Consider the following 15,099-nt stretch of genomic DNA (forward strand, 5'->3'; position numbering starts at 1 on the left):
CCCACATGGCAGCCCAGAAACCCCGCACCGGCGACGGACCTCTGGAAGTGACCGAAGAAGGCCGAAGCATGGTGATGCGGCTTCCTGTCGAAGGCGGAGGTCGTCTGGTGATCGAACTCAGCAGAGACGAAGCCACCGGACTGCACGATACTCTGGCCGAGACGCTGGGACTCTGAGCGGACGGCCCGGAAGCGGGCCGGCACAGCATCGCACGAACAGCAGAGACTTCTTCAAGTCTCTGCTGTCGTCCTATTCACAGGCTCTTCTGGAGCAGCAGCAGACCTTCTCCGATGGGCATCAGCACCCGGTGGAGGTTCTCCTGCTCAGCGATGCGATTGAGCAGACTTCGGGCTGCCTGAGTGCGGGGACTGCGGTCGACGGGATCAGCCACGGCACCCTTGAGCAGCGTCTGGTGGATGACGAGGAGACCATGGGAGTCGAGCAGCCGCAGGGACGGTCGGATCATCCGCTCGAGGTTGGTCGGCTCGGAATCGATGAAGACCATGTCATAGGCAGCCGGGGCGAGCTTCTTGAGCACTTCCTCGGCGCGGCCGTTCATCAGTCGCAGTCGACCGGGTCGGATGCCTGCCATCTCGACGAGGTCGCGAGCCGCACCCTGCGCAGTGGAGTTCGTATCGATCGAGGTCAGTATTCCGGCGGTCGGCATTCCGCGCAGCAGGGCCAGCGTCGAGGTGCCGACGCCGGTTCCGACCTCGACTGCGGCCACAGGCGTGAGGAGGCGGGCGAGGAGCGTCAGCGTCGATGCGGTCGTCTGCGACACGGGGGCGAGCCCGAACTCGTGTGAGTGCGTTCTGGCCGCGTCGAGCAGGGGATCGGGCCCGTTGTACTGCTCGGAGAAGGTGAGATCACCTGCGTTTTCGCGTGACAATCGGCCCTCTCTCTCCGGTGTTGACTGCACCCAAGTCTAACCGCATTCGGGGTCGATTCCGTGGGTGTGCCACAGCTCATCGAGTTCGTCGGCCCCGAGGAATGCGCTGCGCTCGACCTTCCGGTGCGAGTGCGGGGTCCCCTCCGACTCCCATTCGAGGCGCGCCCGGGCGTGGATCTCCGGCGGCAGCACTCCGGCTGCGTTGACGACTCTCCACCACGTGACATTCGAACCGAACTCCTTCATCACTCGCCCGACATACCGGGGTGAGCAGCCGGCGACGGCGCCGACTGTCCCGTAGGCGACGACGCGCGCAGCGGGGACGAGTTCGACGATGCGCAGGACGCGTTCGACCGCTGCCTCGTCCATCATGCGCACCGAACGGAGCCGAGTGCCGAACCTGAGTTGACCATGAGTCGATGCTACCTTCGGCCACGGTAGACTTGGTGGCATGTTCATGGGTATCAACGGCACCGAAATGCTGATCCTCGTCGTTGTGGCCTTGGTCGTCATCGGACCCAAGCGCCTACCCGAATACGCACAGAAGCTGCGCGACTTCGTCCGCCAGATGCGGCGGATGGCCGAGGGCGCGAAGGACAGCGTCCGACGCGACTTCGGTGACGATTTCAAAGACGTCGACTGGCAGAAGCTCGATCCCAGGCAGTACGATCCGCGACGCATCGTCCGTGAAGCCCTCGTCGAAGAGGATGCTGCGATCCGTGAGTCCAAGCGTCGGGAGCGCTCCTCGCTCGAGTCCGCGGCCCCCACAGCGGATGCACAGACGCAGGGTACGGGGGATGAGGACGCCGCAGCCGATGCAGGTGGGACCGTCGACATCCGCGAGAAGTCCCCGATCGAGCGCTTCCAGGCTCAGGTCGAGCTGCGCGACCGTTCGACCACGGCCCCATTCGACTCCGAGGCCACCTGAGGCCTGATCCTCCGCCGCCGGCTCAGTTCTTCAGGCCAGGTCAGTTCTTGTGCACGGACGGGTGCTCGGGATTCGAACACAGCTCGTCCCAGTATCCGCGACAGAAGTACGAACCGCCCTTCTCCCACGTGATCCCGGCGAAGAGTTCGCGCACGGTCACCGCGTAGAGTCCCTTGTCTGCGACGGTCGCGAATACCTTCGGAGCCGCCTTCACCGTCGACGGGTGGATGGAGTGCATGAGGACGACAGAGCCCGGACGCGTGTGTGAGTGGACGTTCCTCACCGTCCTCTTCGGATTCTTGTTCCTCCAGTCGCCGGTGTCGACGTCCCAGATGATCGCCGGAGCGCCCAGAGCGTGCGCCGCAGACTTGTCCAGGGCACCGTAGGGCGGACGGACCAGAGCCGGATCGTCGCCGCCCACGTGGGACAGTGACTTCTGGGTGCGTCCGATCTCATGTGTGAGTGCGTCTTTGCTGAGGAGGTCGAGGCGCTGGTGTTTGAAGGTGTGGTTGTCGACCTCGTGGCCGGCTGCTGCGATCCGTTCGGCGACGTCCGGGAACTCGTGGATGTTCTGCCCGAGAAGGAAGTAGGTCAGTCGGATGTTCGCCTCATCGGCGGCATCGAGCAGGGCGTCCTCGGTCTTCGGCTCTCCAGGTCCGTCGTCGTAGGTCAGAGCCACACAGGGCAGAAGTGTGCACGAGTAGTCGGGGGTCCGCAGATCGCCTGGGCGTGGGATCTCAAGCGGAGTGTGCAGGTCTGCGGCCACCGCCTGGCCCGCAGCGGTGAGATCGGCATCGGCGACGGGCTGACCGTCGACGGTCAGCGAACCGGTGTCATCGGCGAAGATCGCGGCCGGGTCCACGCGTGCGGAGAACAGACTCTTGGCATCGACTGTCGTGTCGGCGGAGAGATCGGTGAGGAGAACGGTCGTGTGTGTCCGGGGCGACGCCTGCCGCAGGGCAGTGACGACGAACCTGCCGCCGGATGTGAGCACCGTGGTGCGGATGTCCAGGGTGTGCGGGTCGCCTGCCCGCTCCGCTTCTCCGCTCTCCGAAGAGGGCGATCCTCCTCCGTGCGAGCCGGGAGATGTGAAGCTCGTCGTCGACCACCGGTGCGACGGTGCCGTCGCGGTGGGTTCGAATGCCGCCCGGCCGTCGAATCCGCCGGCATCGTCGATCGCCTCGAGCACCCGGGTCTCGATCGCTGAGTTCAGCGATGCTGCTCCGGGCAGACCGAAGATGTGGATGTCCAGCTGCGGTCGGCGTTTCTGCGACACCACCGCGTAGCTGCGCAGTGACGCGGCGAGGTGGGCGAGGTTCGCCTCGGCGGTCGTTCTCTGCTCCTCCGCGATCGAGTCCGTATCGGGCGGGGCAGGTCTCCTCGCTGTGACGATGGCTCCGGCGAGGAGGACGAGTACGAGGAGCGCATTGGCATAGGCGAAGACGGTGTAGACGATCGTGTCTCTGCGATCGGGGGAGAACGCCAAGTTCTGGTCCTTGTCAGAAACGCATGGGGGATGAGGGACAGGAGGGGAAAGGGGAACCCGCCGTCCAGTCTAGAGCACATCACTGTCGCTGAGCTGCGTCGGATCAGACCGGGCTGAGCCCCAACGACCTCCCGGCGAGTCCACGTGAGCGCCTGCGCAGGGACTCGGCAAGGTCGTCGAATGCCCGACCGGCCGGAGACTCGGGACGACCGAGGACGACAGGGGTGCCCGCGTCGGAGCCTTCGCGCAGAGCAGTATCGAGGGGAACCTGCGCCAGCAGAGGCACATCCTTCTCGAGCGTGCGTGAGAGGTTCGTCGCCACGCTCTGCCCGCCACCGGACCCGAAGACCTCCATACGGGTGCCGTCGGGCATCTCCATCCATGACATGTTCTCGATCACGCCGATGAGATCCTGCTTCGTCTGCGTGGCGATGGATCCCGCTCGTTCGGCGACCTGTGCGGCTGCCGCCTGCGGAGTGGTGACGACGAGGAGCTCGGAGCCGGGCAGCAGCTGCGAGACGGAGATCGCGATGTCACCGGTGCCCGGAGGCAGGTCGAGCAGGAGCACATCGAGATCACCCCAGAACACGTCGGTGAGGAACTGCTGCAGGGCCCGGTGAAGCATCGGACCTCTCCACACGACGGCCTGGCTGGGCGGGACGAACATGCCGATGCTCATCACCTTCACATGGTGGGCGACCTGAGGCAGGATCATCTCATCGACGCGGGTCGGTTTGCCGGAGAGACCGAGCATGCCGGGGATTGAGAATCCGTAGATGTCGGCGTCGACGACGCCCACACGCAGGCCTTTGGCAGCCAGGGCGACCGCGAGGTTGGCCGTGACCGAGGACTTGCCGACGCCGCCCTTACCCGAGGCGATGGCGTAGACCTTGGTAAGGGAATCGGGACGGTTGAAGGGGATCTCCCGGGTTCCGCTGCCCTGCAGCTTCTCCTTCATCGCCTTGCGCTGCTGCGGTGTCATCGTGCCGAGGACGACCGTGACCTCGGTGACCCCGTCGAGGCGGGAGACTGCGGCCTTCGTGTCCTTCGTGATCGTGTCCTTGAGAGGGCAGCCGGCGATCGTGAGCAGGACCGTCACCGTGACCTTTCCGCCGTCGATCCTGATGTCGTCGACCATGTCGAGTTCGACGATGCTGCGGCGGATCTCCGGATCGATGACGCCGGTCAGAGCCTCTCGCACCGCATCCGTATCCAGACCAGTCATGCCCATGTCCTTTCCTCCCGGTTCAGTGCATCCGGGGCTCCAACACTACCTCTTAGGAATCGGCACCGTCATGCGCGGAACTCCCGTGACCCTCGGCGGTACCGCTGCGCCCCGGGGCGGGTTTCGGCTGCGCCTCCTCCTCGAGCTCCTTGAGCAGATCCTTGAGCTCGGAGCGGATGAAGTCGCGAGTCGCGACCTCACGCATCGCGATGCGCAGCGCCGCGACCTCACGGGCCAGATACTCGGTGTCGGCGAGATTGCGTTCGGCACGCTGCCGGTCGTGTTCGAACTCCACCCGGTCTCGGTCGGTGCTGCGGTTCTCCGCGAGCAGGATCAGGGGTGCCGCGTACGAGGCCTGCAGGGACAGGATGAGTGTGAGCAGCGTGAAGTTCAACGACCGCGGGTCGAACTGCCAGGACTCGGGCAGCAGAGTGTTCCACAGCAGCCACACGGCGCAGAAGACGGTCATCCCGACGAGGAACGCCGGGGTGCCCATGAAGCGGGCGAAGGCCTCGGCGCCGCGACCGAAGGTCTCAGGGGAGACGGTGAAGCTCGGCAGCTTGCGTTTGCTCGACCGAGGGATTTCGAAGTCATCGACTGCCATGTCTACCCCTTCCTGGGCTCATCGCGACCGGTGGTGCGCCAGTCCTCGGGCAGCAGCTCGTCGAGGACGTCATCGACGGTGACCACGCCGACGAGGCGGTCGTTCTCATCCGTGATCGGCACCGAGACCAGATTGTACGCGGCCAGCAGCTTCGACACCTCACCGAGGGGAGCGTTCGGCGCCAGCGGCTCGACCTCGGTGTCGAGCATGATCCCGACCGCTTCGTGCGGGGGATGTCGGAGCATCTCCTGGATGTGGACGAGGCCGAGATACTTCCCCGTCGGGGTCTCCACGGGTTGGCGGCAGACGAAGACGGCGGCCGCCAGCGCGGCGGGCAGGTCCTCGCGGCGGACATGGGCGAGCGCCTCGGCGACGGTGGCCTCAGGGGTGAGGATGACCGGCTCTGTCGTCATCAGACCGCCGGCGGTGTCATCGTCATAGGCCAGCAGGGTGCGCACGTCCTCGGCCTCGTCGGGTTCCATCAGCGCCAGGAAGCGTTCGGCCTGTTCGTCGCTGAGTTCGCCGAGGAGGTCGGCCGCGTCATCAGGCTCCATCTCCTCGAGGACGGTGACAGCGCGTTGGGTCTCCAATCCGGTGAGGACCTCGATCTGGGTCTCCGCGGGCAGCTCCTCGACGACGTCGGCGAGACGTTCGTCGTCGAGGGCGCGGGCGACCTGGAGGCGCCTGCCGGGGTTCATCTCGAAGAGCACATCGGCGAGGTCTGCCGGCTTCGTGTCCTGGTAGGCGGCGATGACCTGGGTGGCTTCCTGGTCGACTTCGGAATCGGCGGGATGGTCGGCGTCGGTCCAATCGATCTGCTTCGTCTCACCGCGGCGGCGGAATGCGGCGAAGGCGGTGCGTTCGGGCACACGGCGCACGAACAGGCGAGTGACCTCCCAGTCCTTGTTCACCTGCTGTTCGATGCCGACGTCTTCGACGAGGACGGGGGAGTTGTCCTCGCGCAGTCGCAGTCGGCGATCGAGGAGGTCGTTGATGACGAGAGTCTCCGACTGCCGCTGTTCGAAGCGGCGCATATTCACCAATCCGGTGGTGATGACCTGTCCGGAGTCGATTGCGGTGACTCGGCCCATCGGGACGAAGACGCGGCGTCGACCCGGGACCTCGACGACGAGGCCGATGGCGCGGGGGGACTGCCGCATGGTCGCCCGGTAGACGATGACGACGTCTCTGACCCTGCCGACCTGATCGCCGAGCGGGTCGAATACGGGGGCGGAGACGAGTCGGGCGACGAAGACTCTTTTCGGTGGACCACTCATATCCTCAGACTACGTGCTGGCCGGGTGATTGCGCCGCCGATGCCGCGAATTGAACCCAGATCACACCCTGGGACGGCTGTGCGCCGGTGCGATACACCGAGAAAGCGCCGCACGTCTCACGGCAGGCGAGTGGATGGGCATCCGGTTCCACGGAGGCACTTCTCCTATTCATCAAGCGGTCCTGCCTGCTTCACTTCGTTGTCGCCCCGTCTCCCTAATGTCAGGACTCGGCACATTCCGCCACAGTCGAATACAGGAGAAATCCATGCAGACACGACGAATCCGTCCCCGCAGCGCCGCCGCAGGTCTGGGTGCCTGCGCGGCCCTTGCGCTCTTCGCTCCGCTGCTCTCACCGACCGCAGCGACGGCGGCGAACACGCCGGCTGAGATGTACGAAGGCCATGTCCAGGTCGACCGCGGCAAGGCGGCGGACCCACAGAAGTTCACCGGTCAGGTCTTCGACGACGTCAACGAGAACTCGAAGCTCGACGGCGACGAGAAGGGCGTGGCCGGAGTCGCGGTCTCCAACGGGATCGATGTCGTCCAGACCGACGGCGAAGGCCGCTACGAACTGCCAGTGCGCGACAACATGACCGTCTCGATCACCCAGCCCGCCGGATGGCAGGTGCCCGTCGATGAGGACAAGGTCGCACAGTTCAGCTACAACCACCTGCCCGAAGGCTCCGGGGACCTCAAGTACGGCGGCATCGAACCGACGGGGGAGACTCCGAAGGCCGTGAACTTCCCGATGATCGAATCGAAGGCCTCTGCCGCCTCGGCGCAGAACTGCCCGATCGCCGCCGATACTCAGGGCTATGACAAGACCGAGATGGGCTACGCTCGCGACGGTGCTGTGGGCGACCTGGCCGACCGGAACGACTACGGTGCCTGCGGAGTGCTTCTGCTCGGCGACAACGTCGGTGACGACCTCAGCCTCAACGATGAACTGCGCGACATCTACTCGCAGACGAACGGACCCGTTCGGGTCGCCCCCGGCAACCACGACCAGGACTACGACGCCGTCGACGATGCCCACGCACTCGACACGTTCCGTGATCAGTTCGGTCCCGACCACTTCTCCTACGATGTGGGCAAGACCCACTTCGTCGTCCTCGACAGCATCGAATACGAGGGCAAGGCGAACAATAGGAAGTACAAGGAGAACATCACCGACGAGCAGCTCACCTGGCTGGCCAACGACCTGAAGAACGTGCCGAAGAACGCGCAGGTCGTCATCGCCACCCATGCGCCGATCCTCACCCACAAAGAAGTCGTCGTCGACAATGCGAAGGCCTTCTACGATGTCATCGCCGACTACCCGAACGCCGTGACCATCGGCGGTCACACGCACACGCAGGAGAACCTCGTGGCCGGTGAGACGCGGAAGGAATGGGCGGAAGCCGGAATCGAGAAGCTGCCGAACACACAGATCGTCGCCGGTGCCGTCTCCGGCGATTGGTACTCAGGTGGGCTCAACGCCGACGGACTGCCGTACTCGTTCACGCAGGACGGATCCGAACCGGGTGTGCTCACCCTCGAATTCGACGGCGCCTCGCGCAGCGAACGCTACACCGTGCGCAATGAGTCCGATGACCACCAGCTGCTGCTCGGTGTGAACTCGCCGGAGTGGCGCGACTGGGCGCAGAAGGCTCAGGACTGGCAGGACGCGGACAAGGAGGGCACCGCCCCGGAGGCCATCTCCGAACGCGTCGTCACCCGCGACGACCTCAAGCAGGGCCAGACCTGGCTGACCTCGAGCTTCCTGGCCGGAACCTCGGATGCCCGCGTCGAAGTCAGCTTCGACGGCACGAGCCCGAAACAGTCCGAACACACTCAGCCGGGCAAGGGCGAGGCCCTGGCGAAGGGGTGGGAGTACACCGACCCGTATACGGCCTCGCAGAACCTGCGCACCTCCGGCAACGTCGGACAGTCCAGTTCGCACCTGTGGCGGACGGCGATTCCCTCCGATCTCGACCTGGGAACCCACACCGCCGAGGTGACCGGAACCGACCGCTACGGTCGTGACTTCACGCAGACAGTCAGGTTCACCGTGGTCGAGGACGAATCCGCAGCACAGTCCGAATCGCAGAAGCTGCTGCGCCAGGACGGCTTCGACGCCCAGCAGAAGAAGGAGATCAGGGAACCGAAGGGTCTCGACTCCGACGAAGCACAGTCGGCTCGCAACGACTGACGCGAAGTAGCGGGGCCCGCCGAACGGCGGGCCCCGTCGCCGTGCTCAGACCTTTCGTGAGCAGACCTCTCGTGGGCAGGCCTTCATGTTCAGGTCTTCACGCCCGGACCTCGGTGGACACAGCGTGGCGGTCAGAGTGCGGTGAACGCGGAGGTGAAGTCCGGGGCGATCTCGCTCAGGCTCGGCGGCTGCTGCCATGTGGGGTCGGCCGGGACTGTCGAGGAGTGGGCGTCGAGGATCGCCAGACCCAGGGCGTCGGCGGCGGCTGCGGTGATGTTCACGAGTTCGCGGTTGGCGGAGTCGAAGTCCGATGGCAGAGCGCGGGAACCGGTGGCGATGCCGAACACCGTGTCGCCGTCGTAGAGCGTGTGCGACGGCTGCACCGCGCGGGCGATTCCGGTATGTGCCCCCGAGGCCATCCGCGTCACCTGTGCCGGATCGAGGCGGGCATCGGTGGCGACGACCGCGATCGTCGTGTTCTTCGCTGCGGTCTTGGCATCCGGCACGGGAGCAGCCGGCAGGTCGTGGATGCAAGGAAGGTCGAGGTGCAGTGATCGCAGCAGCGGATCCAACCACAGGCCGCCCGCCGGTGTGCCGATCGTGCCCAGGGAGTTCGCGGCCACGAGAGCGGCGACGGTGATGCCTCCGGGCAGTCGGATCGCAAAGGACCCGAGTCCGCTGCGCAGACTCTGGAACCCCGAACGAGCCCCGGTGCCGGCACCGAGGCTGCCCCGCACCTCGGCCTCCGCCTGCGACAGCGCCGTCCGCGCGGCCAGCGCTCCCTCGGCCGGAGTCGGAGGGGAGACGGTGCCGTCGCCGCGTCCGAGATCGTAGATCGCAGCCGCGGGAACGATGGGAACGACGGCATCGGAGAGCCCGGGAGCCGGGAACCCGAGCCCCGCCTCGGCGAGGGTGTCGACGACCCCGCCCACGGCGTTCAGTCCCCAGGCGGACCCGCCGGTGAGGACGATGGCATCGGCGCCGTAGGAATGGGTGCCCGGGGCGATGACATCGGTCTCCCGGGTTGCAGGCCCGCCACCGCGGACATCGACGCCGACGGTGGATCCGGGCGGAGGCAGGACGACGCTCAGCCCGGTCAGTCGGGTGCGCTTGAACTCGTCGGCATGGCCGAGGCGGATGCCGGGGATCTCGAGGATCCCGCGACCGCGGACGGGGCCCGGTCTGGGGTCGGCCGTCGTTCCGCCGTCCTCGGTCATCGTCCCTGGACCCAGGCCTCGACCTCGGCGCGGGTGCGCGGGAAGGCGGCGGAGAGGTTCTCCACCCCGTCGCCGGTGACCAGGACGTCGTCTTCGATGCGCACCCCGTTGCCGCGGAACTCCTCGGGCAGCAGCAGGTCATCGGCCTTGAAGTACAGGCCGGGTTCGATGGTGAAGACCATTCCCGGTTCGAGCGTGGCATCGAGGTACATCTCGGCCCTGGCCTGAGCACAGTCGTGGACGTCGAGTCCGAGGTGGTGGCTGGTGCCGTGGACCATCCACCGCCTGTGCTGCTGGCCCTCGGGGGAGAGGGACTCGGCGGCGGAGACGGGCAGGATGCCGAAGGCTTCGAGACGTTCGGCGATGACTTCCATGGCCGCCTCGTGGACCTCCCGGAACTTCACCGGACGCTGCGCATGTTCGGCGGCGACGGAGAACGCGGCGTCGGAGGCGGCGAGGACGGCGTCGTAGATCTTCGCCTGCACTTCGGTGAAGGTGCCCGAGACCGGCAGCGTGCGGGTGATGTCGGCGGTGTAGAGGGAGTCGGCTTCGGCTCCGGCGTCGACGAGGACGAGATCGCCGTCCCTGACCACCCCGTCGTTGCGGATCCAGTGCAGGGTGCAGGCGTGGTCACCGGAGGCTGCGATGGTGTCGTAGCCGACGCCGTTGCCGTCGGAGCGGGCGGCGGTCTCGAACGCGGTTTCGATGATGCGCTCCCCGCGGCGGTGACCCACCGCCTTCGGCAGCGCGGCGACGACGTTGTCGAAGCCCGCACGGGTGATCGCGACGGCCTCGCGCAGGGCGTCGATCTCGTGGTCGTCCTTGATCAGTCGCAGTTCGGAGAGCATCTGCGCCAGTTCCTCGTCACCGGCCTCGGACGTCTCGAGATCGGCCTGGACCTGCGTCCGGGCCAGGTCGATGACGCCGTCGATGCGGGCATCGGCCTGGCGGACCAGGCGCACCGAGATGGCCCCGAGGTCCTTCGTGATGGCATCGTCGACGATCGCGGAGTTCTCTGTGGCGATGCCGGTCATCGTCGACATGGCCTGCAGATCGGCACGCGGACCGACCCAGTATTCGCCGTAGCGCGCATCGGAGAAGAACTCCTCGGTGTCGGCTCCGGCGCGAGGGCGGAAGTAAAGGGTGACGTCGTGGCCGTCCTCGTTCGGTTCGAAGACGAGCACGGCGTCGGGCTCGGAATCGGTCTCGAGGCCGGTGAGGTGGATGAACGCCGAGTGTGCGCGGAAGCGGTAGTCGGTGTCGTTGGAGCGGACCTTGAGCCCACCGGCGGGAACGACGAGGCGCTCGCCGGGGAAGGCGGCCGAGACCTGGGCACGACGCGCGGGGGTGAAGCCGGCGGCGGCGAGGGCCTCTGCGTTGAGCGGGGTCCGATCCCAACCGGAGGCGACGAAGTCGCGGAAGGCCTGGGAGTTCGGGCGATGCGAGCGGTTGTTGACGCGGTCTGCGAGTGCTTGAGTCGACTCTTGAGTGTCGGGGTTCTGCTCAGTCATGACCCCAGTCTAGGCGGACTCACCGACATCGCGCCCGCGGGTGGAAAGCGGGAACGACAGTTGCAGATAGACTGTGACCATGGTCATCGATCTCCATGTGCACACCGCATTCTCGGACGGGACCCAGACCCCTTCCGAACTCATCTCCGAAGCGTCGATGGAGGGCATCGACGTCCTCGGCATCACCGACCACGACACCACTGCGGGGTGGACGCCGGCCGTCGACGCAGCACGGGTCTACGGGCTCGGTCTCGTCCGCGGAATGGAGATCTCCTGTCGCTACGAGGGCATCAGCGTGCACCTGCTGTCCTACCTCCATGATCCGTACGACACCGGGCTCGCCGAGGTGGTGCAGGAGACGCGCAGGGCGCGGGTCCAGCGCACTCACCTCATCATCGAGCGTCTCGCCGAGGACTATCCCATCGACATGGACGCCGTACTCTCGGTCTCGGGCGAAGACGCGACGATCGGCCGCCCGCACATCGCCGACGCCCTGGTCGCCGCGGGCGTGGTGGACAATCGCACAGAGGCGTTCTCGTCGATCCTGTCCAGCCACGGCAAATATCACGTGGCGCTGCCGACGATCGACCCGATCACCGCGATCGGCCTGATCAGAGAGGCCGGGGGAGTCTCGGTCTTCGCCCATCCCCGTGCGGCGATGCGCGGACGAGTGGTGCCCGATTCGGCGATGGCCGAGTTCATCGCGGCGGGCCTCGACGGGCTCGAGGTCGACCACCGGGACAATCCACCGCAGGAACGTGAGTCGATGCGCAGGCTCGCCCACGAACACGATCTCATCATCACCGGGTCGAGCGACTACCACGGGACGGGAAAGCCGAACCGCCTCGGCGAGCACGTCACCACCGATCACATGCTCGCGAAGCTCATCGAGCGTGCGTCCTCACGCCCCGGCGGCGTCGACTTCATCCAGGGCTGAGAGCCAGGCTCAGCCGAGGAGTCGGCGCAGGTGGAGCCTGCCCCAGGCGAGGCTGAGTGTGTAGGACACTGCCGCCATGAGGGTGAGGTATCCGAGGTATTGGACGACGAGGAGAACAGGTCCGGCCTCGACGTCGTAGAGGTGCTCGAAGAAGAGCTCGAGAAAGAACACGTGGACGAGGAACGCGCCGAATGAGGCCGAGGCCAGTCGTGTGAACACCTTCTTGGTCCGATCGCCGAGGCGGATCCGCGAGACGATGAGGATGACGCTGATCGCGAGGCCGATGATGAGCGGGTTCGCATTCGCAATCGGATACTCCCGCTGGGACTCCCACCACAGCACCCCGAGGGCCGAGACGGCGAAGAGCAGGCACAGCGTCCAGATCGGCGGACGCAGCTCATGAGCGTGCTGGATGACGAAGGCGCCGATGACGAAGTAGACGACCTGGTAGGTTGCGAAGCCCCATTTCCACGCGTTCTGCTCCGACCCGATGATCTCGAGCACGAAGGGGGCCCAGACGGTCGATCCCCCGAGCACGAGTGCCAACGCCGCGAGCTTCCAGGGGCGTCCGCCCTTCCAGAACAGGACGAGAGTGCCGAAGACGAGGATGAGCGGAATATACGCATAGAGATACCACAGGTGGAATGCGGGACGACCGGCTTCGAGGAGGCTGCGGACGAGGTCGTGCCGGACGTTCACCTCGTCGGTGTCGAAGAGGTTGAAACCGAGGACGAAGATCACCGACCATGCGGCGAGAGGAACCAGGTGCCGGACGATGCGATCCCACATCTTCGCCTCGGTGCGCGGCGGAGCACCCGCAAGGACCGCCCAACCGGCGATCATGAAGAACATGGGCACGGCCCAGGGATTGACCGCCTCGGCGAGGTGACCGAGCCACCAGGCATTGCTGCCCTCCTCGCTGCGGCCGATGAGCACACCTCCGGAGTGGCCGACCATGACGGTGATTCCGGCGAGGACGCGCATGACGTCGATGTCATGGCGGTGGGCCTTCCGGGGGCGAGCCGCAACCCGGGGGGCACCGTCGGTTGTCGAAGGCTCGGCGAGCTGTTCGCCGGCAGGGGAGGAGTCGACGACTCGGGTGGGTGCTTCCGGGGGCTGGGCGGCGAAGCGGCGTGAACCCAACAATGACTCACTCTCGTTCGTGATCGGCGACAGGACGTCCGGTCAGTATCGAGGAGCGAATTGAACAGTGTCGGGGGTCGAATTGAACGCAGGATGAACGACAGGGCCCCGATCTCTCGGCCGGGGCCCTGTCAACGGTGGTTTCAGCCTTCGCCGGCCTCGGTGGACGAGTGGCCACCCTGTCCGCCCTGGCCGCGGTTGACGGTCCTGCCGCCGCGGGTGCGACGACGCTGACGCTGGCGGCGCGGCTTGCGCTCACCGTCACCGGTGTCGGAGGACCCGCCGCGACGGTCGGAGGAGCCGCCTCGGCGATCGGATGAGCGGTCGGACGAACGGGAGCGACTCGAGCGTCGACGATCTGAGCCGTGGGACTTCTCAGCCGAACCCTCGTCCCCGCCCTCGGGATGCTGGCGCGGCAGACGGCCCTTCGTCCCCTTCGGGATGCCGAGGTCGGAGAAGAAGTGCGGTGACGTCGAATAGGTCTCGGCGGGTTCGTCGAAATCGAGGCCGAGAGCCTTGTTGATCAGCCGCCAGCGCGGCATGTCGTCCCAATCGACGAGGGTGACGGCGACGCCCGAGTGCCCGGCGCGACCGGTGCGGCCGATGCGGTGGACGTAGGTCTTCTCATCCTCGGGGCACTGGTAGTTGACCACGTGCGTGACGTCGTCGATGTCGATCCCGCGGGCGGCGACATCGGTGGCCACGAGGACATCGACCCTGCCGTCGCGGAACGATTTCAGGGCCTTCTCACGCTGCGCCTGGCCGAGGTCGCCGTGGAGCGCCTTGACAGCGAATCCGCGGTCTTCGAGTTCGGCGGCGAGCTTGTCGGCGGTGCGCTTGGTGCGGGTGAAGATGATGGTCCGTCCGCGGCCCTCGGCCTGGAGCATGCGGGCGACGAGCTCGCTCTTGTCCATCGAATGGGCGCGGTAGACGAACTGGGTGGTGTTCTTGCCCGTCAGCGACAGGTCCTCATGATCCTGCGCGCGGATGTGGGTGGGCTGGTTCATGTAGCGGCGGGCCAGGGTGATGACCGCGCCGGGCATCGTCGCGGAGAACAGCATCGTCTGCCGGTGAGCGGGCACCGCGTTGATGATCTTCTCCACATCGGGCAGGAACCCGAGGTCGAGCATCTCATCGGCCTCGTCGAGGACAACGGTGCGGACCCGGTGGAGCTTGAGGATCTTGCGCCCGTAGAGGTCGAGGAGGCGACCCGGGGTGCCGACGACGACGTCGACTCCTGCCTTGAGGCGGTTGATCTGCGGATCGAAGTCCATGCCGCCGTAGATCGTCATGATGTCGATATCGCGCTGCACCGAGGCGGTGACGAGATCGGCGGCGACCTGTTTCGCGAGCTCACGGGTGGGAACGACGACGAGTGCCTGCGGCAGCCGCTGCTCCGTCGCATCGCCGACGCTGTCGGGGGTGGCTTCAGGGTTCGACGTGACCGAGGAGTCCTCGGTCCTGCCGACGACCCGCTGGAGCAGGGGGATGCCGAATCCCAGGGTCTTTCCGGTGCCGGTCTTGGCCTGCCCGATGATGTCGGCGCCCGAGAGCGCGACCGGCAGCGTCAGCGCCTGAATCGGGAAGGGATGGGTGATTCCTGCTGCGGCAAGTGAGGCCACGATGGGTCCGGCGACTCCCAGGTCCGCGAAATCCGCTTCTGTCTCCGCCATATTCCAAACTCCTTTGAG

14 protein-coding genes are annotated in these 15,099 nt (G+C 66.3%); 4 read left to right on the top strand and 10 right to left on the bottom strand.

Features of this window, described 5'->3' with window-relative positions:
* Positions 1–5 precede the first annotated feature (5 nt).
* Positions 6–176 carry a DUF3117 domain-containing protein gene (locus GUY23_RS08055; RefSeq protein WP_135538791.1) on the top strand — a complete coding sequence of 57 codons (171 nt, stop codon included), beginning with the start codon at positions 6–8 and terminating at the stop codon, positions 174–176.
* Positions 177–253: 77 nt separating this feature from the next.
* Here the strand turns inward: GUY23_RS08055 and GUY23_RS08060 are convergent, their stop codons facing one another.
* Complete coding sequence (locus tag GUY23_RS08060) at positions 254–889, bottom strand: O-methyltransferase (RefSeq protein WP_166971298.1); 636 nt, start codon at positions 887–889, stop codon at positions 254–256.
* 36 nt (positions 890–925) lie between these two features.
* Positions 926–1,261, bottom strand: a complete 336-nt coding sequence (locus tag GUY23_RS08065) for an MGMT family protein (RefSeq protein ID WP_228282799.1) — start codon at positions 1,259–1,261, stop codon at positions 926–928.
* Positions 1,262–1,340: 79 nt separating this feature from the next.
* On the opposite strand from GUY23_RS08065, the gene GUY23_RS08070 reads away from it, so the two are divergent.
* The gene (locus GUY23_RS08070) at positions 1,341–1,817 is read left to right on the top strand and encodes a twin-arginine translocase TatA/TatE family subunit (protein WP_228282800.1); all 477 of its coding nucleotides are present in this window, start codon (positions 1,341–1,343) and stop codon (positions 1,815–1,817) included.
* Between the two features lie 40 nt (positions 1,818–1,857).
* Here GUY23_RS08070 and GUY23_RS08075 read toward each other — a convergent pair whose 3' ends face one another.
* From GUY23_RS08075 to GUY23_RS08090, 4 genes are all read right to left on the bottom strand, one after another.
* On the bottom strand, positions 1,858–3,303 hold the full coding sequence (locus GUY23_RS08075) for a polysaccharide deacetylase family protein (RefSeq protein WP_166971300.1): 1,446 nt from the start codon (positions 3,301–3,303) through the stop codon (positions 1,858–1,860).
* A gap of 103 nt (positions 3,304–3,406) precedes the next feature.
* Positions 3,407–4,528, bottom strand: coding sequence for an Mrp/NBP35 family ATP-binding protein (locus tag GUY23_RS08080; protein WP_166971302.1), 1,122 nt, complete (start codon positions 4,526–4,528; stop codon positions 3,407–3,409).
* Positions 4,529–4,580: 52 nt separating this feature from the next.
* Positions 4,581–5,132: a DUF1003 domain-containing protein gene (locus tag GUY23_RS08085; protein WP_228282801.1), complete on the bottom strand. Its 552-nt coding sequence runs from the start codon at positions 5,130–5,132 to the stop codon at positions 4,581–4,583.
* Between the two features lie 2 nt (positions 5,133–5,134).
* Positions 5,135–6,409 carry a magnesium transporter MgtE N-terminal domain-containing protein gene (locus GUY23_RS08090; protein ID WP_166971304.1) on the bottom strand — a complete coding sequence of 425 codons (1,275 nt, stop codon included), beginning with the start codon at positions 6,407–6,409 and terminating at the stop codon, positions 5,135–5,137.
* A 265-nt stretch (positions 6,410–6,674) separates the two neighbouring features.
* Here GUY23_RS08090 and GUY23_RS08095 point away from each other — a divergent pair, with 265 nt between their 5' ends.
* Positions 6,675–8,600, top strand: coding sequence for a calcineurin-like phosphoesterase C-terminal domain-containing protein (locus GUY23_RS08095; protein ID WP_166971306.1), 1,926 nt, complete (start codon positions 6,675–6,677; stop codon positions 8,598–8,600).
* 131 nt (positions 8,601–8,731) lie between these two features.
* Here GUY23_RS08095 and GUY23_RS08100 read toward each other — a convergent pair whose 3' ends face one another.
* A complete protein-coding gene (locus GUY23_RS08100; protein ID WP_166971308.1) occupies positions 8,732–9,817 on the bottom strand; it encodes a P1 family peptidase in 1,086 nt (361 codons plus the stop codon).
* On the bottom strand, positions 9,814–11,328 hold the full coding sequence (locus tag GUY23_RS08105; protein WP_166971310.1) for an aminopeptidase P family protein: 1,515 nt from the start codon (positions 11,326–11,328) through the stop codon (positions 9,814–9,816). Before GUY23_RS08105 ends, GUY23_RS08100 begins: the two co-directional genes overlap by 4 nt.
* Before the next feature lie 79 nt (positions 11,329–11,407).
* Here GUY23_RS08105 and GUY23_RS08110 point away from each other — a divergent pair, with 79 nt between their 5' ends.
* Positions 11,408–12,265 carry a PHP domain-containing protein gene (locus GUY23_RS08110; protein WP_166971312.1) on the top strand — a complete coding sequence of 286 codons (858 nt, stop codon included), beginning with the start codon at positions 11,408–11,410 and terminating at the stop codon, positions 12,263–12,265.
* Between the two features lie 9 nt (positions 12,266–12,274).
* On the opposite strand, the gene GUY23_RS08115 is transcribed toward GUY23_RS08110, so the two are convergent.
* Together GUY23_RS08115 and GUY23_RS08120 are read right to left on the bottom strand one after the other, a co-directional pair.
* Positions 12,275–13,411, bottom strand: coding sequence for an acyltransferase (locus GUY23_RS08115; protein WP_166971314.1), 1,137 nt, complete (start codon positions 13,409–13,411; stop codon positions 12,275–12,277).
* 140 nt (positions 13,412–13,551) lie between these two features.
* Entirely contained in the window at positions 13,552–15,081 is a 1,530-nt protein-coding gene (locus tag GUY23_RS08120) for a DEAD/DEAH box helicase (RefSeq protein WP_166971316.1), read from the bottom strand.
* Positions 15,082–15,099 lie beyond the last annotated feature (18 nt).

Origin of the sequence: Brevibacterium atlanticum (assembly GCF_011617245.1) — a bacterium.
GTDB lineage: Bacteria > Actinomycetota > Actinomycetes > Actinomycetales > Brevibacteriaceae > Brevibacterium > Brevibacterium atlanticum.